General features: G+C 66.6%; 18 protein-coding genes. 12 read left to right on the top strand and 6 right to left on the bottom strand.

Features of this window, described 5'->3' with window-relative positions:
* Positions 1-66 precede the first annotated feature (66 nt).
* The 4 genes from ACVXZ4_RS13770 (at position 67) to ACVXZ4_RS13755 (ending at position 6,305) form a co-directional block, all read left to right on the top strand.
* Positions 67-1,875 (top strand): ABC transporter ATP-binding protein, encoded by a 1,809-nt coding sequence (locus ACVXZ4_RS13770; RefSeq protein WP_461795393.1) that lies wholly within the window; start codon positions 67-69, stop codon positions 1,873-1,875.
* Positions 1,876-1,947: 72 nt separating this feature from the next.
* Complete coding sequence (locus ACVXZ4_RS13765) at positions 1,948-3,729, top strand: ABC transporter family substrate-binding protein (RefSeq protein WP_461795392.1); 1,782 nt, start codon at positions 1,948-1,950, stop codon at positions 3,727-3,729.
* A 170-nt stretch (positions 3,730-3,899) separates the two neighbouring features.
* Positions 3,900-5,807 carry a translational GTPase TypA gene (typA, locus tag ACVXZ4_RS13760; RefSeq protein WP_461795391.1) on the top strand — a complete coding sequence of 636 codons (1,908 nt, stop codon included), beginning with the start codon at positions 3,900-3,902 and terminating at the stop codon, positions 5,805-5,807.
* 51 nt (positions 5,808-5,858) lie between these two features.
* The gene (locus ACVXZ4_RS13755) at positions 5,859-6,305 is read left to right on the top strand and encodes a hypothetical protein (RefSeq protein ID WP_461795390.1); all 447 of its coding nucleotides are present in this window, start codon (positions 5,859-5,861) and stop codon (positions 6,303-6,305) included.
* 6 nt (positions 6,306-6,311) lie between these two features.
* Here ACVXZ4_RS13755 and efeB read toward each other — a convergent pair whose 3' ends face one another.
* The 3 genes from efeB to efeU are packed head-to-tail and all read right to left on the bottom strand — an operon-like array spanning position 6,312 to position 9,680.
* Positions 6,312-7,580, bottom strand: coding sequence for an iron uptake transporter deferrochelatase/peroxidase subunit (gene efeB / locus ACVXZ4_RS13750; RefSeq protein ID WP_461795389.1), 1,269 nt, complete (start codon positions 7,578-7,580; stop codon positions 6,312-6,314).
* Between the two features lie 7 nt (positions 7,581-7,587).
* Positions 7,588-8,808: an iron uptake system protein EfeO gene (gene efeO, locus ACVXZ4_RS13745; protein ID WP_461795388.1), complete on the bottom strand. Its 1,221-nt coding sequence runs from the start codon at positions 8,806-8,808 to the stop codon at positions 7,588-7,590.
* Positions 8,805-9,680, bottom strand: coding sequence for an iron uptake transporter permease EfeU (gene efeU, locus ACVXZ4_RS13740; protein WP_461795387.1), 876 nt, complete (start codon positions 9,678-9,680; stop codon positions 8,805-8,807). The genes efeO and efeU overlap by 4 nt, the downstream gene beginning before the upstream one ends.
* Before the next feature lie 135 nt (positions 9,681-9,815).
* On the opposite strand from efeU, the gene ACVXZ4_RS13735 reads away from it, so the two are divergent.
* The 4 genes from ACVXZ4_RS13735 (at position 9,816) to ACVXZ4_RS13720 (ending at position 13,856) form a co-directional block, all read left to right on the top strand.
* A complete protein-coding gene (locus tag ACVXZ4_RS13735) occupies positions 9,816-11,015 on the top strand; it encodes a PIG-L family deacetylase (RefSeq protein ID WP_461795386.1) in 1,200 nt (399 codons plus the stop codon).
* Complete coding sequence (gene fdxA, locus ACVXZ4_RS13730; protein WP_461795385.1) at positions 11,012-11,338, top strand: ferredoxin; 327 nt, start codon at positions 11,012-11,014, stop codon at positions 11,336-11,338. The genes ACVXZ4_RS13735 and fdxA overlap by 4 nt, the downstream gene beginning before the upstream one ends.
* Before the next feature lie 2 nt (positions 11,339-11,340).
* Positions 11,341-12,462, top strand: coding sequence for a succinyldiaminopimelate transaminase (dapC, locus tag ACVXZ4_RS13725; RefSeq protein ID WP_461795384.1), 1,122 nt, complete (start codon positions 11,341-11,343; stop codon positions 12,460-12,462).
* Between the two features lie 92 nt (positions 12,463-12,554).
* A complete protein-coding gene (locus ACVXZ4_RS13720) occupies positions 12,555-13,856 on the top strand; it encodes a citrate synthase (RefSeq protein ID WP_461795383.1) in 1,302 nt (433 codons plus the stop codon).
* 384 nt (positions 13,857-14,240) lie between these two features.
* Here the strand turns inward: ACVXZ4_RS13720 and ACVXZ4_RS13715 are convergent, their stop codons facing one another.
* Together ACVXZ4_RS13715 and dapD are read right to left on the bottom strand one after the other, a co-directional pair.
* Positions 14,241-15,107: a DUF559 domain-containing protein gene (locus ACVXZ4_RS13715; protein WP_461795382.1), complete on the bottom strand. Its 867-nt coding sequence runs from the start codon at positions 15,105-15,107 to the stop codon at positions 14,241-14,243.
* A 429-nt stretch (positions 15,108-15,536) separates the two neighbouring features.
* Positions 15,537-16,472, bottom strand: a complete 936-nt coding sequence (dapD, locus tag ACVXZ4_RS13710; RefSeq protein ID WP_461795381.1) for a 2,3,4,5-tetrahydropyridine-2,6-dicarboxylate N-succinyltransferase — start codon at positions 16,470-16,472, stop codon at positions 15,537-15,539.
* A 40-nt stretch (positions 16,473-16,512) separates the two neighbouring features.
* Between dapD and dapE the strand changes: the two genes are divergently transcribed.
* The 3 genes from dapE to ACVXZ4_RS13695 all read left to right on the top strand — a co-directional run bounded on the left by dapE (position 16,513) and on the right by ACVXZ4_RS13695 (position 19,069).
* The gene (dapE, locus tag ACVXZ4_RS13705) at positions 16,513-17,613 is read left to right on the top strand and encodes a succinyl-diaminopimelate desuccinylase (RefSeq protein ID WP_461795380.1); all 1,101 of its coding nucleotides are present in this window, start codon (positions 16,513-16,515) and stop codon (positions 17,611-17,613) included.
* On the top strand, positions 17,589-18,812 hold the full coding sequence (locus ACVXZ4_RS13700) for a hypothetical protein (RefSeq protein ID WP_461795379.1): 1,224 nt from the start codon (positions 17,589-17,591) through the stop codon (positions 18,810-18,812). The genes dapE and ACVXZ4_RS13700 overlap by 25 nt, the downstream gene beginning before the upstream one ends.
* A gap of 80 nt (positions 18,813-18,892) precedes the next feature.
* The gene (locus ACVXZ4_RS13695; protein WP_165063777.1) at positions 18,893-19,069 is read left to right on the top strand and encodes a DUF3117 domain-containing protein; all 177 of its coding nucleotides are present in this window, start codon (positions 18,893-18,895) and stop codon (positions 19,067-19,069) included.
* Positions 19,070-19,098: 29 nt separating this feature from the next.
* Here ACVXZ4_RS13695 and ACVXZ4_RS13690 read toward each other — a convergent pair whose 3' ends face one another.
* Entirely contained in the window at positions 19,099-19,725 is a 627-nt protein-coding gene (locus tag ACVXZ4_RS13690) for an O-methyltransferase (protein ID WP_461795378.1), read from the bottom strand.
* Between the two features lie 65 nt (positions 19,726-19,790).
* Between ACVXZ4_RS13690 and ACVXZ4_RS13685 the strand changes: the two genes are divergently transcribed.
* On the top strand, positions 19,791-20,186 hold the full coding sequence (locus ACVXZ4_RS13685; protein WP_461795377.1) for a twin-arginine translocase TatA/TatE family subunit: 396 nt from the start codon (positions 19,791-19,793) through the stop codon (positions 20,184-20,186).
* The last annotated feature ends 50 nt before the right edge of the window (positions 20,187-20,236 follow it).

Here is a 20,236-nt window from a genome sequence, read left to right as displayed (position 1 = left end):
CTTCACCCGCTGTGCACATTCCCAGACGGCGCACCCAGACTATTCGCACGCACGAAAGGCATGCCAATGACCACGATCCCTTCGACGGCCTCGTCGAACCAGCCGGCATCGACCGAGCCACGGACCCCCGTTCTCGAGGTGACCGATCTCAACGTCGACTTCGGCGTCGACAGCGAGTGGGTGCCCGCGGCCCGCCACATGAACTACCGCATCATGCCCGGAGAGGTGCTCGCGCTCGTCGGTGAGTCGGGGTCGGGCAAGAGCGCGAGCTCGATGGCACTCCTCGACCTGCTGCCGTCCAACAGCCGCATCCGGGGCAGCATCAAGCTGAACGGCGAGGAGATCACCGGCATCCGGGCGAACCACATGCGGCGCATCCGCGGGGGAGAGATCGCCGTGATCTTCCAGGAGCCGATGACGGCCCTCAACCCCGTCTACACGATCGGTTCGCAGATCATCGAGACGCTGCGGGTGCACTACGGCATCGCGCCGTCCGAGGCTAAGAAGCGCGCGCTCGAACTGCTCGGGATGGTGGAACTGCCCGATCCTCTTAAAGCCTTCAACTCCTACCCGCACCAGCTCTCCGGCGGACAGCGCCAGCGCGCGATGATCGCCCAGTCGATCTCGTGCGACCCGACGCTGCTCATCGCCGATGAGCCCACCACAGCCCTCGATGTGACGGTGCAGGCCGAGATCCTCGACCTGTTGCGGTCGCTGCGTGACCGGCTCGACAGCGCCATCCTTCTGATCACCCACGACATGGGTGTCGTGGCCGACCTCGCCGACTACATCGCCGTGATGAAGAACGGTGTGATCGTGGAGACCGGCACCGCCCTTGAGATCTTCTCCAACCCGCAGCACGCCTACACGAAGGCACTGCTGGCCGCCGTGCCCCACCTCGGACAGCGGGATGGTGAAGAGATCGACACCACGGCCGCGTTCGCGACGGATGCCGGGGGAGACGCTGAGCTGAAGCAGCGCATCGAGATCAACGAGCGCCTTGCCGAGCAGTCGAGGCTCGCCGCGGCCAGGGACACCCGGCCGGTGGTGCTCGACTTCGACAACGTCGTCATCGAATACCCGAAGCACGGCCGCGTCGCGGCATTCCGCGCCGTCGACCATGTGAGCCTTCAGGTGCATTCCGGCGAGGTCGTCGGTCTCGTGGGGGAGTCCGGGTCGGGCAAGACGACGCTCGGGCGCGCCGCCATCGGGCTGCTCCCAATCACCGAGGGAACCCTCACCGTGACCGGGCAGGACATCTCCAAGGCCGACCGCGAGGACATCCGCAAACTGCACAAGAAGGCCGGCATCGTCTTCCAGGACCCCGCTTCGTCGCTCAACCCGCGTATGCCCATCGGCGACAGCATCGGCGAACCCCTGCTCCTCGCGAAGCAGATGAAGGGCCAGGCCTTGTACAACGAGGTCGAGCGACTGCTCGACAGCGTCGAGCTTCCCCGGGCTTACCGCGGACGCTTCCCGCACGAGCTCTCGGGCGGCCAGAAGCAGCGCGTGGGCATCGCTCGGGCGATCGCCCTGAAGCCGCTGCTCCTCATCGCCGACGAGCCCACCAGTGCGCTCGACGTTTCGGTGCAGGCGCGCGTGCTCGAGCTGCTGCAGAACCTCCAGCAGGAGATGCAGTTCGCGTGCCTCTTCATCACCCACGACCTCGCGGTGATCGACGTGCTCGCCAATCGCATCGCGGTGATGCACCAGGGCAAGCTGGTGGAGGTCGGTACTCGCGACGAGATCCTGAGGAACCCGAAGGAGCCGTACACCCAGCGACTGCTGGCCGCGGTGCCGCTTCCCGACCCCATCCTCCAGCGAGAGCGTCGCGAGACCCGGCGAGAGCTGCTGCGACTGGGTTCATCGGAGTAAGGGACAGTCGGAGCAGCATCATCGGAGCGGGGCCTGTCGGCCTCCGCCGCACCGATCGCTACGATGGATCGGATGCGCAAGTCACTGGTTGCCGCCCTCGCGATCCTCGTCGTCGTGGGTCTCGCCCTCTCCGGGTGCACCAGCACGGTGGCCAAGGGCAGCACGGTGCGTGTGGCTGTGAGCCAGCCGTTCTCGTCCTATAACGCCAAGACGTCCTTCGGTAACGTCGCGGCGAACTCCAGCATCGTCGCGGCCACCAACTCGCAGTTCAACTTCTACGACAATCGTCCGGCGCTGCAGAAGGACGAGTCGTTCGGCACCTACCAGGTCGTCTCCCGGGATCCCTTCCGCGTGAAATACACCATCCGCGACGGTGTGAAGTGGTCCGACGGCACCGCCGTGGATGGTGCAGACCTGCTGCTGTCCTGGGCGGCGAATTCCGGATCACTGAACACCCCCGGTTTCGAGAATGACAGCTACACCGACGCCGACACGGGGCGCTATACGAAGCCGTTCCCCGCCGGGGTCGTGCACTTCGACGGTTTCAGTGGCAACGGACTGCAGCTGGTGACGAAGACTCCGGCCATCGGCGCGGACGGCCGCTCGCTCACTCTCACCTATGACCGTCCGTTCGTGGACTGGGAACTCGTGTTCGGGGTCGGCCTGCCGGCGCACGTGGTCGCAGAGAAGTCGCTCGGCATCACGGATGCCCGCACGGCGAAGGCGGCGCTGGTGACCGCCATCCAGAAGGGCGACACCACGAAGCTGGCGAAGATCGCCCGGTTCTGGGACACCGGTTTCGACTTCACGACGATGCCAAAGGACCGGAGCCTGGTCGTGGGAACCGGCCCCTATACGCTTACCGGCCTCACCGCGACGGGCGCGACCCTCAGCGCCAACCCGCAATACACCGGCGACCACCGACCGAAGTTCGAACGGGTGGAACTGACGGTCATCACCGATCCGCTCGCGGCTGTCGCAGCCCTCCGCACCGGTCGCATCGACGTGATCGCGCCCCAGCCGAGCGCGGATGTCGCGAAGGCGCTGCTCTCCATCGACAACGCGACGGTGCTCAGCGGCTCCGACGGTCCCTACGAACACCTCGACCTGCAGTTCGCCCACTCCCGGTCTGGCACCTTCGACAACCCGATCGTGCGCAAGGCCTTCCTCCAGACGGTGCCGCGCCAGAGGATCCTCGACGACCTGATCGTGCCCCTGCAGGAGGAGGCTCGCCTGAGGTCGTCACAGGTCTTCCTCCCCGGCGAACGCGGCTACGCGACATCCGTGCGCAAGAACGGCTCGAGCGTCTATGCCGCCGTGGACATCGAGGAGGCGAAGACGCTGCTCGCCCAGGCGGGGGTGGTGAATCCGCAGGTCTGCGTGCTGTTCGACCCTTCGAACCCCCGTCGGGTCGCCGAATTCACGGCGATAAAGGACTCGGCGGCTCGTGCGGGATTCATCGTCACCGACTGCTCCAGCACCGACTGGCGCCAGCTGCTCGGCACGGATGGTGCGTACGATGCCTCCCTCTACGCACTGAGGCCCTCGAGCCTCGCGGTCAGTGCCGTCTCGGCGGCCTTCCGCAGCGACTCGCAGGTGGGCAACGACAATTTCTACGCGAATCCGAAGGTGGATGCGCTCATCGATTCGCTCGACACCACCTTCGATCGAGACCAACAGCTGGTCATCCGTCAGAAGATCGATGCGCTGGTCTGGGCGGATTCCTACGGGGTGCCGCTCTACCAGTTCCCCGCCGTCACCGCCTTCAACGAACACGTCAGGGGGGTGGCACCGTCGCCGCTGTCGCCGAATCTGCTGTGGAATGTCTGGGACTGGTCGCCGGTTGATAAGTAGGTGCCCGGGGTCCATTCCCAGCACGAGGTAGCCGGCACGAGGTAGACTGTGCAGTGCGGAGCACCACTGACGTGATTCTGCCGTCACGATTGCACCCGAATGCGGTTCTTCCGCACGGCGGTTCTGTCGCTGGCCTCCCTCCTTCTCGAGACAAATCTGGACGTATACCTATGGCTATCGCCACCCGTAATGACCTGCGCAACGTAGCGATCGTCGCTCACGTCGACCATGGCAAGACCACGCTCGTCGACGCCATGCTGCGCCAGACCAACTCCTTCGCCGCGCACGCGCACCTTGAAGAGCGCGCGATGGACTCGAATGACCTCGAACGCGAAAAGGGCATCACGATCCTCGCGAAGAACACCGCGGTCTCGTATTCCGGTGTGCACGCGACCGACGGTCCCATCACCATCAACGTGATCGACACCCCCGGCCACGCCGACTTCGGTGGAGAGGTCGAGCGCGGCCTGAGCATGGTCGACGGCGTCGTGTTGCTCGTCGACGCCAGTGAGGGCCCGCTGCCGCAGACCCGCTTCGTGCTGCGCAAGGCGCTCGAGTCGAACCTCCCCGTCATCCTTCTCGTCAACAAGACCGACCGCCCGGATGCCCGCATCGACGAGGTCGTCACCGAGAGCCAGGACCTGCTCCTCGGCCTCGCGAGCGACATGTCCGACGACTACCCGGACCTCGACCTCGACGCGATCCTCAACGTGCCGATCGTGTACGCGTCCGGCCGCAACGGCGCCGCGAGCTGGAACAAGCCCGAGAATGGCTCGCTGCCCGACAACGACGACCTCGAGCCGCTGTTCGACGCGATCCTGCAGCACATCCCCGCGCCGAGCTATGACGACGAGCACCCGCTGCAGGCGCACGTCACCAACCTCGACGCGTCGCCGTTTCTCGGCCGCCTGGCCCTCTTGCGCGTCTTCAACGGCACCATCAAGAAGGGCCAGACCGTCGCGTGGGTCAAGCACGACGGATCGGTGCACAACGTCAAGGTGACGGAGCTGCTCATCACGCGCGCCCTCGACCGCTTCCCCACCGAGTCCGCGGGACCCGGTGACATCGTCGCCGTCGCCGGCTTCGAGGACATCACCATCGGTGAAACACTCGCCGACCCGAACGACGTGCGCCCGCTGCCGACCATCACTGTCGACGACCCCGCGATCTCGATGACCATCGGCACCAACACGAGCCCCATGATCGGCAAGGTCAAGGGCCACAAGCTCACCGCCCGCATGGTCAAGGACCGCCTCGACCGCGAGCTCGTCGGTAACGTCTCGATCAAGCTCGTCGACATCGGACGCCCGGATGCCTGGGAGGTGCAGGGTCGTGGAGAACTGGCCCTCGCCATCCTCGTCGAGCAGATGCGTCGCGAGGGCTTCGAGCTCACCGTCGGCAAGCCGCAGGTGGTCGTCAAGCGCGTCGACGGCAAGATCCACGAGCCCTTCGAGCACCTGACCACGGATGCCCCGGAGGAATACCTCGGCGCCATCACCCAGCTCCTCGCCTCCCGCAAGGGTCGCATGGAGGGCATGTCGAACCACGGCACGGGCTGGGTGCGCATGGAGTTCATCGTTCCGTCCCGTGGCCTCATCGGCTTCCGCACCGAGTTCCTCACGATCACGCGCGGATCCGGCATCGCCAACGCCGTCTCCCACGGGTACGAGCAGTGGGCCGGCGAGATCACGACCCGCGTGAACGGTTCCATCGTCGCCGACCGCGCCGGTGTCGCCACCCCGTTCGCCATGGTGGCACTGCAGGAGCGCATGTCGTTCTTCGTGGAGCCCACCCAGGAGGTCTACGAGGGCATGGTCGTCGGTGAGAACTCGCGTGCCGACGACATGGACGTGAACATCACCAAGGAGAAGCAGCTCACCAACATGCGCCAGTCCACCTCGGACACCTTCGAGCGCATGACCCCGTCGCGCAAGCTGACCCTCGAGGAGTGCCTCGAGTTCGCCCGTGAAGACGAGTGCGTCGAGGTGACTCCCGAGTTCGTGCGTATCCGCAAGGTCGAGCTCGCCGCGGGCGACCGTGCCCGTCGCGTCTCGCGCCTCAAGAAGCAGAACGCGTAGCCCGCAGCCACCACTGTTGTGAGACATGCCCCCGGCCCTAGGCTGGGCGGCATGTCTCACTCGGTTAAGCGCCTCACCGTTCCGATCGCCATCGTGATCGCCCTGTTCGCCGGTCCGGCCCTCGCCGGATGCTCCGTGCAGAACCTGGTGCACGATGTCACCGGCGGCAAGGTGGATGTGCCGGGCAAGAGCGTGCCGAAGGACTTCCCCAGCGAGGTACCCCTCGCCTCGGGCGAGATTCTCTCGGGAGCCGGGGTCGGAGACGCGAAGTCGAAGATCTGGAACGTGAGTGTGCGCGCGAAGGACAGCACGGCGATCAACGACGTGCTCACCACCCTCACGGCGGCGGGCTTCGACTGCAAGACGCTCACGGAGACCACCGCCGAGGGCGGCGCCCTCGTCGGCGACAAGGACACCCTCAACGTGGCCGTCGTCGAGATCAAGGACGACAAGGGCTTCGTGCTCAACTACACCGTCACCAAGGGCGACGGAAAGTAGGCTCCGTCAACTGAAGAGGCCGGCGCCGACGTAACTCCCCTCGCGCGCCCCGGGTGGTACCGCGAAGATACCCGAACCCACGTGGCGGATGTACTCGTTCATCGCGTCGTTGCGGGCCAGCTTCAGTTGGATCGGCACGAACTGCGTGCGGGGATCGCGTTGGAACGCGATGAAGAACAGCCCGGCATCGAGGCGCCCGAGTGAGTCGTTGCCGTCGACGAAGTTGTATCCCCGGCGCAGCAGCACCGCGCCGTGGTTCTGTTTCGGATGCGCCAGACGCACATGGGCATCCGCGTCGATCACGGGTTCGCCGTCCTTCTCCGCGGCGAAGTCCGGCTCCGTGAACTCGGTGCCGCCGCTACGAGGTGCACCCTGGCTCTTGGTGCGTCCGACGACGCGCTCCTGTTCGCGGAGGGCGGCACGGTCCCAGGTCTCGATGGTCATGCGGATCTTTCGCGAGACCAGGTACGAACCGCCGGTCATCCACTCTGCACCATCCCCGCTCGGCACCCACACGTGCTCGTCGACGATTGTGGTGTCCTCCGCCTTCACATTGGCGGTGCCGTCCTTGAAACCGAAGAGATTGCGCGGGGTGACCTGGGCGCGAGTCGTGGACGAGGTACGCCCGAAGCCCAGCTGGGACCATCGGATGGATGCCCGCCCGAAGGCGATGCGGGAGAGGTTGCGGATGGCGTGGACGGCCACCTGAGGGTCGTCGCTGCAGGCCTGGATGCAGAGGTCGCCGCCGACGAGGGAGTCCTCGAGAGCATCGCCGGAGAAGTGCGGCAGATCCACAAGCGCGGCCGGTCGCCGGGAGGAGAGGCCGAAGCGATCGTCGAACAGGGAGGGCCCGAATCCGAAGGTGATCGTGAGCCCGGAGGGAGGAAGGTCCAGCGCCTCGCCGGTATCGTCCTGCGGGGCGTCGTACGCCCCCTCGGTCGCACCCTCTCCGACGGACTTGCCGGCTGTCATTCGGGCGGCCGCCGCCGTCCAGTCCTTCAGCAGGTCGATGAGGTCCGACCGGCTGGTGCCGGACACGTCGTAGCTCGCGAAGTGCAGGCGATCCTGGGCAGCGGTGACGATGCCGGACTGGTGGGCGCCGTAGAAGGGATAGGAGGCCGCAGCGCCGGAGTCTCCCGTGGCGGCCTGAGCCATCACCACACGATCGGAGGCGAATCCGACTCCCGCGCCGACCACGCCGGCCCCGGCGAGGCCGAGGAGTCCGCGACGCGACAGGCCCGGCTTCTCGGCGGCCGATTCGCTGGTTTCCGTCATCGGAGGGCTATTTCACGAGCGCGGCGGTGAGCTTGCTGAGCGGCTCGCTCAACGCGTTCACGCCATCGGCCAGTTGCCGCACCTGCGTGGTGCTCAGTTCGTTGTAGTAGGCGAAACCGGTGGTGAGTGAGCCGTAGGCGGCGAGTTGCTTCTCGAGCGCGGCGAACTCGGTGTCGATCTGAGTGACGAGTTTCGGGTTCTTGGACTTCACGATGTCACGAACGCCCTCATACGCGACGCGGGCGCCCTCGAGATTGCCTTGGAAGTCCCAGAGGTCCGTGTGAGACCAGATCTCCTCTTCGCCGGTGATCTTGCCGTTCGCGACCTCATCGAGGAGTCCGATGGCGCCGTTCGAGATCGCGGCGGCGGTGACCGAGTAGGTCTTCGCGTTCACGGCATCCGCGAGCTGTTGAGTGTTGGTGGTGAGCTTCGCGGCGAAGGTGGCACGTTCGGCGGGCGTGAGAGCGACGTAGACCTTCCCACCGTTCTCGGCCGCTGTCGGGGGCCAGAGATCCTTCTCGAGGCGGTGCCAGCCTGTCCACTGGTCTCCGGCGGCGACATCCGCCTCCCTGAAGTCGAGCTCGGGGTCGAGGTCGCCGAAGGACTCCGCCACCGGCTCGATGCGTTCGTAGAAGGCCCGGGCGGCCGGGTACAGGGTCTTCGCCCTGGCGGTGTCGCCGGCGAGGTAGGCGTCGAGGAATGCACTCGTCGCCGGCACCAGCTTGGACACCTGATCCTTCACGTAGGCGACGTAGTTGGCGGCGGCGGCGGCGGTCTGAGTCTTCTCGTTGCCGGCGAGTTCGATGCTCTTGCCGGAGTCGGTGACGACGAAGGCGGCACGCCCGACACCGTCTCCGACCATCCCCGGCTTGCAGGTGGTGAAGTAGTCTCCCGGAGCGAGTTGCACCGTGAGCTTGCGGGGAGCGCCGGGGGCGATGTTCTCCACCTCGCCCACGATGCGGAGACCGTCGCCGGCGAGCACGTAGAACTCGGTGGTCTGGTCGGTGGAATTGGTGATCGTGAAGGCGACGGTGCCGCTCGGAGCGGCGGCGGCCGATACGCTGCAGGCCGTTGCGCTCGAATCGACGGTGAGAGCCGTCGCTTTCGATGCCGACACGCCGGTCGCCGTCGTCGGGGTATTGGCGACACAGGCGCTCAGCAGCATCAGGGCCGTCGCGGCGGTCGCCGTCACGAGCAGGGTTCGGGCGAGGGTCGGACGCGAGGTCATCGGGCTCCTTCGGAGACAGGGGTCGAGGTGACGCGGGGCGCCGGGGCGGAGGGGGTCGTGCTCATCGGGCGCTGGGAACGGATGCGCCTGATGAAGAGGACGAGGACCGGCACGACGTAGAGCGTCCAGACGATCGCCTGGAGCCAGGTGGTGGCGGGGGAGAAGTTGATGGTGCCCTTCAGCAGCGTGCCGTACCAGCTGGCGGGCGGGATCACCGATGAGACATCGAAGGCGAGGGAGCCGAGCCCCGGGAGGATGCCGGCCTCCTGCAGGTCATGAACGCCGTAGGAGAGCACCCCGCCCGCGACGACGATGAGGAAGAGACCGGTGTAGGTGAAGAATTTCGAGAGGTTGATGCTGAGCACGCCCCGGTAGATCAGGTAGCCGAGCACCAGCGCGACAAGGAGGCCGAGGGCCGCTCCGAGGAGCGGGAAGGTCGTCGATCCGGTGGCCTGCACCGCGGCCCAAAGGAACAGTGCCGTCTCGATGCCCTCCCGGCCGACGGCGAGGAACGCGACGAGCACAAGACCCCAGCCCGCGCCGGCAAGGTGCTTGTCGACATCCGAGCGCAGGGTGCCGCTGAGGTTGCGTGCGGTCTTCAGCATCCAGAAGATCATCCAGGTGACGAACCCGGTCGCGACGATGGACAGGCTTCCCCCGATCGCCTCCTGCGCCTCGAAGGTGAGCCCGTAGGCACCGAAGGTGAGCAGCGCTCCGATGGACAGCGCAAGCACCACGGCGAGACCGACGCCGATCCAGATGCGGCGGAGCACGTCGCGCCGACCGATCTTGATGACATAGGCCACGAGGATCCCGACGACCAGGGCGGCCTCGAGGCCTTCGCGCAGGCCGATGAGAAAGTTTGCGAACACGGGAAATCCCTCAATATAAGGTTGGTAAGGCTAACCTTACTGGATCGTCGCGAGTCCCGCATCGCCGCGAATCCGAGACTTCGCCGGGTTTTCGCCCTGTGCGGGGTGCCAGCCGTGCTGGGGTAAATTCGGCAGGTGGAATCAGACTTTCGTGCCGGTGGACCATCGTCGATGGAGCGCGTGCTCTTCGTGCACGCGCACCCCGACGACGAGAGCATCACGACCGGCGGCACGATCGCTCTCTTGATCGGGCGGGGCGCACAGGTCACCGTCGTCACCTGCACGAGGGGAGAGCTCGGGGAGGTGATCCCGGCCGATCTCGCCTCGCTGCAGGGCGACGGCCCGCGCCTCGCGGAGGTGCGCACGGCGGAACTCGCGGTGGCGATGAGAGCACTCGGAGTCGTCGATCATCGCTTCCTCGGCGACCCCGGCGCCCGGTGGGTCGAGCGCGAGCCGCGACGATACACCGACTCCGGCATGCGCTGGGGGGCGAACGGGGCTGAGCCGGCCGACGCCCTCGCAGCCGACTCCTTCTGCGCCGCGGACTTCGGCGAGGCCGCCGCCGACCTCGCCACCGTCATCGACGACGTCCGGCCGGCGGCGGTGGTCAGCTACGACTCGAACGGCGGCTACGGGCATCCGGATCACGTGCGGGCGCACGAGGTTGCACGCCATGCCGCCGAAGTGATGGGCGTTCCGTTCTGGACCGTCGACTCGGATGCTGCGGGGTCCGGCCTGCAGGTCGATGTCTCCTCCGTGCTCGAACGCAAGACCGCGGCGCTTGCCGCCCATCGCACCCAGATCACGGTCGAGGGAGACCGGTTCTCGCTTTCGAGCGGTCCGAGCCGCCCCATCGAGCCTGTGGAAGGCTTCACGCGCCTGGTCACGGCCGCCCCGGGCATGGTGGCGTGGAAGGACCAGAGCCTCACAATCAAGCTGTTCGCGTGGGTTCTCGCCGCGATCGTCGGGGCGGCCCTCGGTGGCATCGCGGTGGTCAATCACCAGTTCGCGCCGCGGATCCTCGCCATCACTCCGCCCGTGGGGATCGTCGTGTCCCTGCTCATCATCGCCTCCCTTCTTGCGGGGCTTCGCATCGTGTTCTCCGGTCGGGTGGTGACCGGATCCGCCGCCGTCGGGCTCCTCGTCGTCATCGGCCTCCTCTCGGTGAAGTCCACCGGGGGGTCCGTGCTCGTGCCGGCGAACGCGGCCGGCTATGCCCTCACCTACGGCTCGCTCGTGATCGCGGGTCTCGCCCTCGCGTGGCCGAAATTCGGCACCTTCTCGCGAGATAGGCTTGGATCAAGGCCTGAACCGAAAGGACCGACTCGACAGTGACTTACGTCATCGCCCTCCCGTGTGTGGATGTCAAAGACCGAGCGTGCATCGACGAATGTCCCGTCGACTGCATCTACGAGGGCGACCGCATGCTCTACATCCACCCCGACGAATGCGTCGACTGCGGTGCGTGCGAGCCGGTGTGCCCCGTCGAGGCGATCTACTACGAAGACGACGTGCCCGAGCAGTGGGCCGAGTACTACAAGGCCAACGTGGAATTCTTCGATGAGGTCGGCTCCCCGGGGGGAGCGGCGAAGGTCGGAGTCATCCACAAGGACCACGCCATCATCGACGCACTGCCGCCCCAGGGTCCCGCGGCCTGACCGTGGCCCTGAGCCTGCCTGACTGGCCTTGGGATGCGCTCGAGCCCTACGCGGCCCGGGCGAAGGCGCATCCGGAGGGCGTGATCGACCTCTCGGTGGGATCCCCGGTCGATGCGACCCCTGAGCTCATCCGGCAGGCGCTCTCGGCCGCGACGGATGCCCACGCCTACCCCCTCACCGCCGGGACTCCCGCACTGTGCGAGGCGATCGTCGAGTGGTTCGGACGCCGGCGCGGGGTCGACGACCTCGGCGTGGACAACGTGCTTCCGACGATCGGATCGAAGGAGTTCATCGCTGGGCTCGCCCTCTGGCTGGGCCTCGGTCCGGGTGACGTCGTGGTGCAACCGACGCTCGCCTACCCGACCTATGCGGTGGGCGCCGCGCTCGTCGGCGCCACCGTCGTTTCCAGCGACGATCCCGCCGAGTGGCCGGATGGCACCCGGCTGGTTTGGATCAACAGCCCCGGCAACCCGAACGGGCGCATCCTCTCGGTCGACGAATTGGCTGTAGCGGTCGCAAGGGCGCGCGAGCTCGGCGCGGTGATCGCGAGTGACGAGTGCTACGCCGAGCTCGGCTGGAGCGACGAGTACGACAGGGCGGCGACCCCGAGTATCCTCGACCCCCGCGTGATCGCGGGCGTGCGCAGTTCGGTGCTCTGTGTCTATTCGTTGAGCAAACAGTCCAACCTCGCGGGGTATCGAGCCGGATTCGTCGCGGGCTGCAGCATCCTCATCGCCCAGCTTCTCGCCGTGCGCAAGCATCTCGGAACCCTCCCGCCGGCACCGATCCAGGCAGCCATGATCACCGCCCTCGGCGACGACGACCACGTGCGCGTGCAGAAGGCGCTCTATCGCTCACGTCGAGATCGTCTCCGTCCCGCTCTCGAGGCCGCCGGATTCCGCATCGACGACAGCGAGGGTGGCCTCTACCTCTGGGCGACAGAGGGGGGCGACGCGTGGGATGCCGTCGCACGACTCGCGGATCTCGGCATCCTCGTCGTGCCGGGCACCTTCTACGGTGCGGAGACGTCCCATCACGTGCGGGTGGCGCTGACGGCGTCGGACGACGCCATCGACTCGGCGGTCTCGCGGTTGGCTGCGGCGGCCTCAACTCGCCGGATTTAGCGGCTTCCTCCAACCAGCCCGACGATTCCTTGGCGGATGCCGCGCTCGACGGGGGTGCCGAGGGCGTGTGTTCAGCCAATTAGGCTGTAGTCGTGAATGCTGCCGCCAATGACCCTGCCGCCGACAAGGCCACCCTCCAGTTCCCGGGCGGCACCGCCGAGTTCCCGATACTGGCGAGCACGGATGGCGCGCCCGCGATCGACATCTCCACCTTCACGCGCCAAACGGGGTACACGACGCTCGACCAGGGCTTCGTCAACACCTCGGCGACCAAGAGCGCGATCACCTATATCGACGGCGAGAAGGGCATCCTGCGCTATCGCGGGTATGCGATCGAGGATGTCGCGGCCAACTCCACCTACCTCGAGGTGGCGTGGCTGCTCATCTACGGGCAGCTGCCCTCTCCTTCGGAGCTCGAAGCCTTCGAGGACCGCGTGCGTCGTCACACGCTCCTGCACGAGGACCTCCGTCGTTTCTTCGACGCCCTCCCGCACAACGCCCACCCCATGTCGGTGCTCTCGAGCGCGGTATCGGCGCTCTCCACCTTCTACGAGGACTCGCTCAGCGTGCACGATCCGGAGCAGGTCGAGCTCTCGACCATCCGGCTGCTCGCCAAGCTCCCGGTGATAGCGGCCTATGCGCACAAGAAGGCGCTCGGCCAGGCGTTCCTCTACCCGGACAACTCGCTGAGCTTCACCGACAACTTCCTCAAGCTCAACTTCGGCAACATGGCGGAGCCCTACGAGGTCAACCCCGTCGTCTCCAAGGCACTCGAGCGCCTGCTCATCCTGCACGAGGATCACGAGCAGAATGCTTCAACCTCGACGGTGCGACTTGTCGGGTCGACCGAGGCCAACATGTTCGCGTCGATCTCGGCCGGCATCAACGCCCTCTATGGTCCGCTCCACGGTGGCGCGAACGAGGCTGTGCTCAAGATGCTCGGAGAGATCAAGGAGTCGGGCGAATCGGTGGAGAAGTTCGTCGAGCGCGTCAAGAACAAGGAAGACGGCATCCGCTTGATGGGCTTCGGCCACCGCGTCTACAAGAACTTCGACCCGCGCGCCAAGCTCGTGAAGGAGAGCGCGGACGAGGTGCTCGCGGCGCTCGGGGTCAAGGACGACCTCCTCGACATCGCCAAGGAGCTCGAGGCCGTTGCGCTCGCCGACGATTACTTCATCGAGCGAAAGCTCTACCCCAACGTCGACTTCTACACCGGCGTGATCTACAAGGCGATGGGATTCCCGCCACGGATGTTCACGGTCCTGTTCGCCATCGGGCGGCTCCCGGGGTGGATCGCGCACTGGCGCGAGATGAACAACGACCCGTCGACCAAGATCGGGCGCCCGCAGCAGCTGTACGTGGGCGAGCCGCGTCGGGACTGGCCCGCCCGCTAGGGTCGCGTCTCGCGTCGGGTGCGGGCCCGTGCGGAGTCGGGTCCGGCTCGTTGCGGACAACTCGGGTCGGCGCGCCGGCCCGTAAAGTCCGTGCCAGCCCGGGTTCGCGTGACGGTCCTGCCGCCGTGTCCAGTTGCGGCTCCGTGACCGCGGCGGATGGGACCGCCCACTTCGCTCGCCCAGGGTTCGATCGCCCCGGTTCGCTCGCCCGCGTTCGCTCCCCCGTGTTCGCTCGCCCGCGTTCGCTCCCGCCCTGTCGCAAATGCAGGATCAAGTGTGACTAGTGAGGTTGGTGCGGCTCATCCGTCACATTGACCACAGGTCTTCCTGCATTTGCTACTCAACGCGGCAGAAACGGAGCGGTGGTGGTGGCGCTCGAGTGCTCTACGCCCTCGCCAGGTGGTCGCCACGCCGGACGGCGGCGAGAATCGCGGCCTCAACGGAGGGCCAGTCGTACATCACCTGGACGTAGCTGAAGTGCAGCACCCGGTACCCAAGAGCACCAAGGCGCGCATCCCGAAGCCGATCCCGTTCGAATTCCGCGGGGCCCGAGTGGTGCTCCTGGCCGTCGACTTCGACGACCAATAGTTCGCCGATGAGGAAATCCACACGCAAGCGAGGTGCAAGAGTCACTTGAATTCTCAGCCGCAGGCCCAGCGCGCGACAGCGAACCCGGGTAAGCGACTCGATGATCGATTCGGATCTGCCATCGACATCCGCGAGCTGCATTCGAAGTCGGAAGGGCAATTTCGCCACCCGGCGCGCCCAGGCCGCGCGGCTGACGAGGCCCAGTCGAAGCGCGCTGTCGACCGCGGCCACGACGAATTCGGGAGATTCGCACTGGCACATATCGATCAGGCAGTTCAGGGGCGTCTCCACGAATGCGGGTCCGCTGCGGCGTGGGCGCCAGTGCACCGTCACACCGGATTTCGTTTGTAGACGATGCCGCATGTCTGAGGGATCCCGGAGCCGGGAAGCCGTGAGGGAAACCGCGACATGAAGAGAGTCGTTCACTCGGGTCGCGAGTCCGAAATGGGAGGCTCCGCTCACGCAGGTGAGTCGACCGCCAACCCGCCACGCTGCGAGCATCTCTTCGGACTCGAATGCCGAGGCATACCATCCCTGCCGCACGCGAACGATGGCGCCGGAGCGAACTGCCGCCGCCAGCGAGCGCCCACTCCAACCCAGCTGGAGAAGCCTGTAGGTAGGTGCCACGCCGCCAAGGGAACGGATGCTGCCCAGAAGATCCATGATTGCGACGGTGGTCCATTTGGCTCCCGTCCTGGTCTCTTCCGGTAGATCTGTGGAGTAAAAGTCTTCGCCGCAACCGTGAAGGAGCAGTTATCCGCGCCGTCATCGTCCGAAATGCAGGACTTCCTGTGACGGGAGTTGCCAGTGAGGCTCACCCGCATCATCTGTCACAGGGAGTCCTGCATTTCGGACACGGCGTCGTCTCGAAGGTCACTGGGAGGGCTCTCACCGTGCGGAGGTACGAGAGCAGGCGGAGGTACGAGAGCAGGCGAAGGTACGAGAGCAGGCGGAGGTACGAGAGCAGGCGAAGGTACGAGAGCAGGCGAAGGTACGAGAGCAGGCGAAGGTGCGAGAGCAGGCGAAGGTGCGAGAGCAGGCGGAGGTAGGAGAGCAGGCGGAGGTGCGAGAGCAGGCGGATGCGCGCCGCGCTCAGGCGTGCAGGGCGGCGTTCAGCTGGATGCCGCGGCCGCTGCGGGCGAGCACCTCTACGGCGCCCGTGAGGGAATTGCGGCGGAACAACAGCCCGGGCACCCCGGACAGCTCGACGGCCTTCGCGGTGCGGGGGGACTCCCCGATAACGGTGAGCTTCGTGCCGGCCGTGAGGTAGAGCCCCGCCTCGACCACGGAGTCGTCGCCGATCGAGATTCCGATGCCCGAGTTGGCACCGAGCAGTGCCCGCTTGCCCACCGTCACGCGCTCCGTTCCACCACCCGAGAGGGTTCCCATGATGGATGCCCCGCCTCCGACGTCCGATCCGTCACCGATGACAACACCCTGCGATACGCGTCCCTCGATCATCGACGAGCCGAGCGTGCCGGCATTGAAGTTCACGAAGCCCTCGTGCATCACGGTCGTTCCCGGAGCGAGGTGAGCCCCCAGTCGCACACGGGAGGCATCCGCGATGCGCACCCGGTCGGGCGAGACGTAGTCGGTGAGGCGCGGGAACTTGTCGATCGAATGGGCGGAGATCCCGAGCCGCTGAAGAGTGAGCCGCTGGTCCGCGTAGTCGAGCGGATGCACCGGGCCCGCGTTCGTCCAGGCGACGATGGGCAGGTACCCGAAGAGCCCGTCGAGGTTGATCGTGTTGGGCTGGACCACGAGGTGGCTGAGCAGGTGAAGGCGCAGGTAGGCGTCCGGGGTGGAGGCCGGCGCGGCATCCAGGTCGATCTGCACCATCACGAAATCGACGGTCACGTTGCGTCGCGCATCTCGGCCGACGACGGAGGCGAAGTCTGCCGGCGCGATGTGCGGATCACGCCCGGCGGGGAAGCCCCCGAGCACGGGAGTGCGGAACCAGGTGTCGAGCACGGTGCCGTCGCCGGCGATGGTCGCGAGTCCGTAGCCCCAGGCTGCTCGATCAGTCATGGCTCAAGGTTAGCGAGGGACCGACTTATAAACTGACCGCATGTCCGCCCCCGTGATCGAGCCAGTGCTCGACCTGACCGCCTCCTCGATCGAGATCACCCGGCAGCTCTGCGACATCGAATCCGTCTCGGGCGATGAGGGGACCATCACGGATGCCATCGCCGCCGCTCTCGCCCCGTACGGTCATCTCGAGGTCACCAGGGATGCCGACGCCATCGTCGCTCGCACCACCCACGGTCGCGGCCGTCGGGTCGTGATCGCCGGGCACACCGACACCGTTCCCCTCAACCACAACCTTCCGACCCGGTTCGAGACCGAGGACGGGGTCGACTACCTCTGGGGGCGCGGCACGGTCGACATGAAGGCGGGGGTCGCGGTGCAGCTCAAGCTCGCCGCCGAACTCACCGAGTCCGCCGTCGACCTCACCTGGATCTGGTACGACAACGAGGAGGTCGCCTCCGACCTCAATGGCCTCGGCCGGTTGGCGGCGCACCGCCCGGAGCTTCTCGCGGGCGACTTCGCCATCCTCGGGGAGCCGACGAACTCGCTCATCGAAGGCGGCTGCAACGGCACCATGCGCGTCGAACTGCGCACCGCGGGCAAGCGGGCGCACTCGGCCCGGGCCTGGGTCGGTGTCAACGCCATCCACGCGGCGGCCCCGATCCTCGAGATCCTCTCCGAGTACGAGCCCCGCTCGATCGAGGTGGACGGCCTGGTCTATCGCGAAGGCCTCAACGCCGTTGCCATCGGCGGGGGAGTGGCCGGCAACGTGATCCCGGACGAGTGCGTCGTCACCGTGAACTACCGCTTCGCTCCGGACAAGACCGGAGCGGAGGCCGAGGCCTATCTTCGCGAGGTCTTCTCCGGGATCGACCTCACGGTAACCGACAGCGCCGACGGAGCCCGTCCGGGCCTCGATGCGCCTCTCGCGCAGCAGTTCCTCGCGGCGGTCGGCGGCGAGGCGAAGCCCAAGTACGGCTGGACGGATGTCGCCCGCTTCTCCGCTCTCGGCATCCCGGCGGTCAATTACGGGCCGGGTGATCCTCTGCTGGCTCACGCGGACGACGAGCGGGTGGCCGTCGACCAGATAACCGAGTGCGAACGGGGACTGCGGGCGTGGCTCGCACAGCGCCCCGCCTGAGATCGCCGTCCCTGCGGGTGCGCTACCGCCTCACCCCGTGGTGGGTGAAGGTGACCGTCATCTGGGCAGCATCACGGCTCGTCTCGACGAGCCTCCTGTTGTTCTTCGCGAGCCGCCAGGCCCCGAATCCCTGGTCGGGGGCGCATCCGGACTACCTCGTGTTCGCCCAGTTCTGGGACAGCACCTGGTACCACATCGTCGCGGTGAGCGGGTATCCCTCGGTGCTGCCGCTCACGACGGATGGGCACGTCGCCGAGAACGCGTGGGCGTTCCTCCCGGCCTATCCGATGCTCGTGCGGAGTGTCATGGTGGTGACGTCGTTGCCGTGGGAGCCGGTGTCCTTGGCCGTCTCGTTCGTGTTCTCGCTGCTCGCCGCCCTCATGATCTACCGGCTCATCCTGCTGCGACTGCCCGCCGAGACAGCCCTCTTCGCGGTGGTGCTCTGGTGCGTCGCGCCACTGTCGCCCATCCTGCAGGTCTCCTACGCGGAGTCGATGCACGCGTTCTTCCTCGCGCTCGCGCTCTACCTGCTCCTCGAGCGGCGCTACACGCTGCTGTTCCCGGTGGTGGCGATCATGTCGCTCACCCGGCCGAGTGGGCTCGCCTTCGCCCTCGCGCTCGGGTTGCACTTCGCTCACCGGTGGTTCACGCGCGGCCGGGATCCCTTTCCCGGCCGGGAGAGGATGCTCGGGGCCGGCCTCACCGCGTTCAGCCTCGCGATGGGCCTGGTCTGGCCCCTCGCCGCCTGGATCGTCACCGGATCGGCCTCCGCGTACACTGACACCGAGCTCGCCTGGCGCTCTCCCTACATCGGCTACCTAGAACTGCTGCCCTTCGCCCCGTGGCTGCAGGGCGGGCGATTCTGGGGAGACCTCTGGCACATCGGTGCATTCTCCTTCGTGCTTGTCGCGCTGGTCGTCGTCGGCTTCGCTGCGGCGCTGTTTACTCCGGCGGTCCGCCGGCTCGGCACCGACCTCCGGTTCTGGAGTGCGAGCTACGCGGTGTACCTCCTCGCGGTGTTCTTTCCGCAGTCGAGTACCTTCCGGCTCCTCGTTCCGCTCTTCCCGCTGCTCGGCGCCGTGGCACAGCCCCGATCGCGGCCGTACCGGATCGGCATCGTCGCGGCATGCATCGTCGGGCAGTTCGCCTGGCTCGCTCTCTGCTGGTGGGTCGACGGCTACGACTGGACACCCCCGTAACCCCTCGCCAGAGCCCCCGTTTTCGGGTTAGCGCTCAGTTACGGGATAATGGGAAGTCATTCCACGAAAGGGGATCCATCATGGCAGCCATGAAGCCGAGGACCGGAGACGGACCAATGGAGGCTGTTAAGGAGGGTCGCCTCATCATCGTGCGCGTCCCGCTCGAAGGTGGGGGTCGCCTCGTCGTTTCGGTCAACGATGCCGAAGCGAAAGAACTGCACGACGCGCTGGCCGGGGTTGTCGCCGCGGCCAGCTAGGGCCGTTTTTCGTCCCAACGACCGGGCTTTCAGAGCTTGGTCAGCTGAAGCAGCCCGTCGCCGACCGGTGACAGCGCGCTGATCACGGCCGAGGATTCGGCGATCTCCGCGAGGAGGGAACGGAATCCGGTCACGGTGTCATCGCGCTGCGCCGGGTCGGCGACGCGGCCGCGCCAGAGAGCATGAGCGACGAGCACCGTGCCGCCCGTGCGAACGAGCCGCAATCCGTGCTCCACATACTGGATGACCGACTGCGGGTCGGCATCCACGAGCACCACGTCGTAGGACTGCTCGTTCATGCGCGGGAGCACGTCGATAGCCCGCCCGGCGATGAGCCGCACCCGGTTGCCGGGGATGCCGGCCTCGAGGAATGCCTTCTTGGCGGACTGCTGGTAGTCGAGTTCGAAGTCGATGGAGGTGAGGGTGGCTTCCGGGGCTCCCGAGAGCAGCCAGAGTCCGCTGACCCCGACCCCGGTGCCGATCTCGATGATGCTGGTGGCGGCCGTAGCGGCCGCGATCACGGCGAGTTGGGCGCCCATTGCCGCACTCACGGCATCGATTCCGAGTTCGATCGAATGCTGCCTCGCCTGCGCGATCTCGGCGCGTTCGACGATGAAGTCCTCCGCGAACTTCCAGCTCGACTCTTTGTCTGCCAATTCCACTCCTCGTTCACAGCCCAGCGTAGGGGAGGGTTTGCGGCTGGGAGCGTTAGTCTGAACGAGTGTTCGGCGGCCTGACTATCGATAAGTTCCTCGTGATCCTCGTGATCGCGGTCTTCCTGCTGGGTCCGGAGCGGATCCCGCACTACGCCGCGCAGCTCGGGCGTCTCGTGCGCAGCATCCGCGACATGGCGGATGGCGCGAAGGAACGCCTTCGCGAGGAGATGGGTCCGGACTTCGACGATGTCGACTGGAAGAAGCTCGATCCGCGCCAGTATGACCCGCGCCGAATCATCCGCGAGGCACTCCTCGAGGACTCCGACGCCAAGGCTGATGTACCACTGACGATCGTGCAGCCGAGCGGCGAATCGGCGTATGCCAAGCGCAAACGGCTGATGGCCGAGAGCGCGGGCGGCGCGGCGACGACGACCGCTCCCTACGACACCGAAGCGACCTGACCGGTTTCCCTGGCTGAACGGTCGAACCGCTCAGGCGAGATCCCAGATCC

Source organism: Lacisediminihabitans sp. FW035 (assembly GCF_054880895.1).
The sequence above is the reverse complement of the archived record's forward strand: the minus strand, read 5'-3'. Positions and strand labels throughout refer to the sequence as shown.

Bases quoted from the DNA above. Each gene is read 5' to 3' on its own strand.
- ACVXZ4_RS13770 (WP_461795393.1), top strand. From the start codon at position 67: ATGACCACGATCCCTTCGACGGCCTCGTCGAACCAGCCGGCATCGACC.
- dapD (WP_461795381.1), bottom strand. From the start codon at position 16,472: ATGACTGATCGAGCAGCCTGGGGCTACGGACTCGCGACCATCGCCGGC.
- efeO (WP_461795388.1), bottom strand. From the start codon at position 8,808: ATGACCTCGCGTCCGACCCTCGCCCGAACCCTGCTCGTGACGGCGACC.
- efeB (WP_461795389.1), bottom strand. From the start codon at position 7,580: ATGACGGAAACCAGCGAATCGGCCGCCGAGAAGCCGGGCCTGTCGCGT.
- typA (WP_461795391.1), top strand. From the start codon at position 3,900: ATGGCTATCGCCACCCGTAATGACCTGCGCAACGTAGCGATCGTCGCT.
- ACVXZ4_RS13755 (WP_461795390.1), top strand. From the start codon at position 5,859: ATGTCTCACTCGGTTAAGCGCCTCACCGTTCCGATCGCCATCGTGATC.
- ACVXZ4_RS13715 (WP_461795382.1), bottom strand. From the start codon at position 15,107: ATGGATCTTCTGGGCAGCATCCGTTCCCTTGGCGGCGTGGCACCTACC.
- ACVXZ4_RS13765 (WP_461795392.1), top strand. From the start codon at position 1,948: ATGCGCAAGTCACTGGTTGCCGCCCTCGCGATCCTCGTCGTCGTGGGT.
- ACVXZ4_RS13695 (WP_165063777.1), top strand. From the start codon at position 18,893: ATGGCAGCCATGAAGCCGAGGACCGGAGACGGACCAATGGAGGCTGTT.
- dapE (WP_461795380.1), top strand. From the start codon at position 16,513: ATGTCCGCCCCCGTGATCGAGCCAGTGCTCGACCTGACCGCCTCCTCG.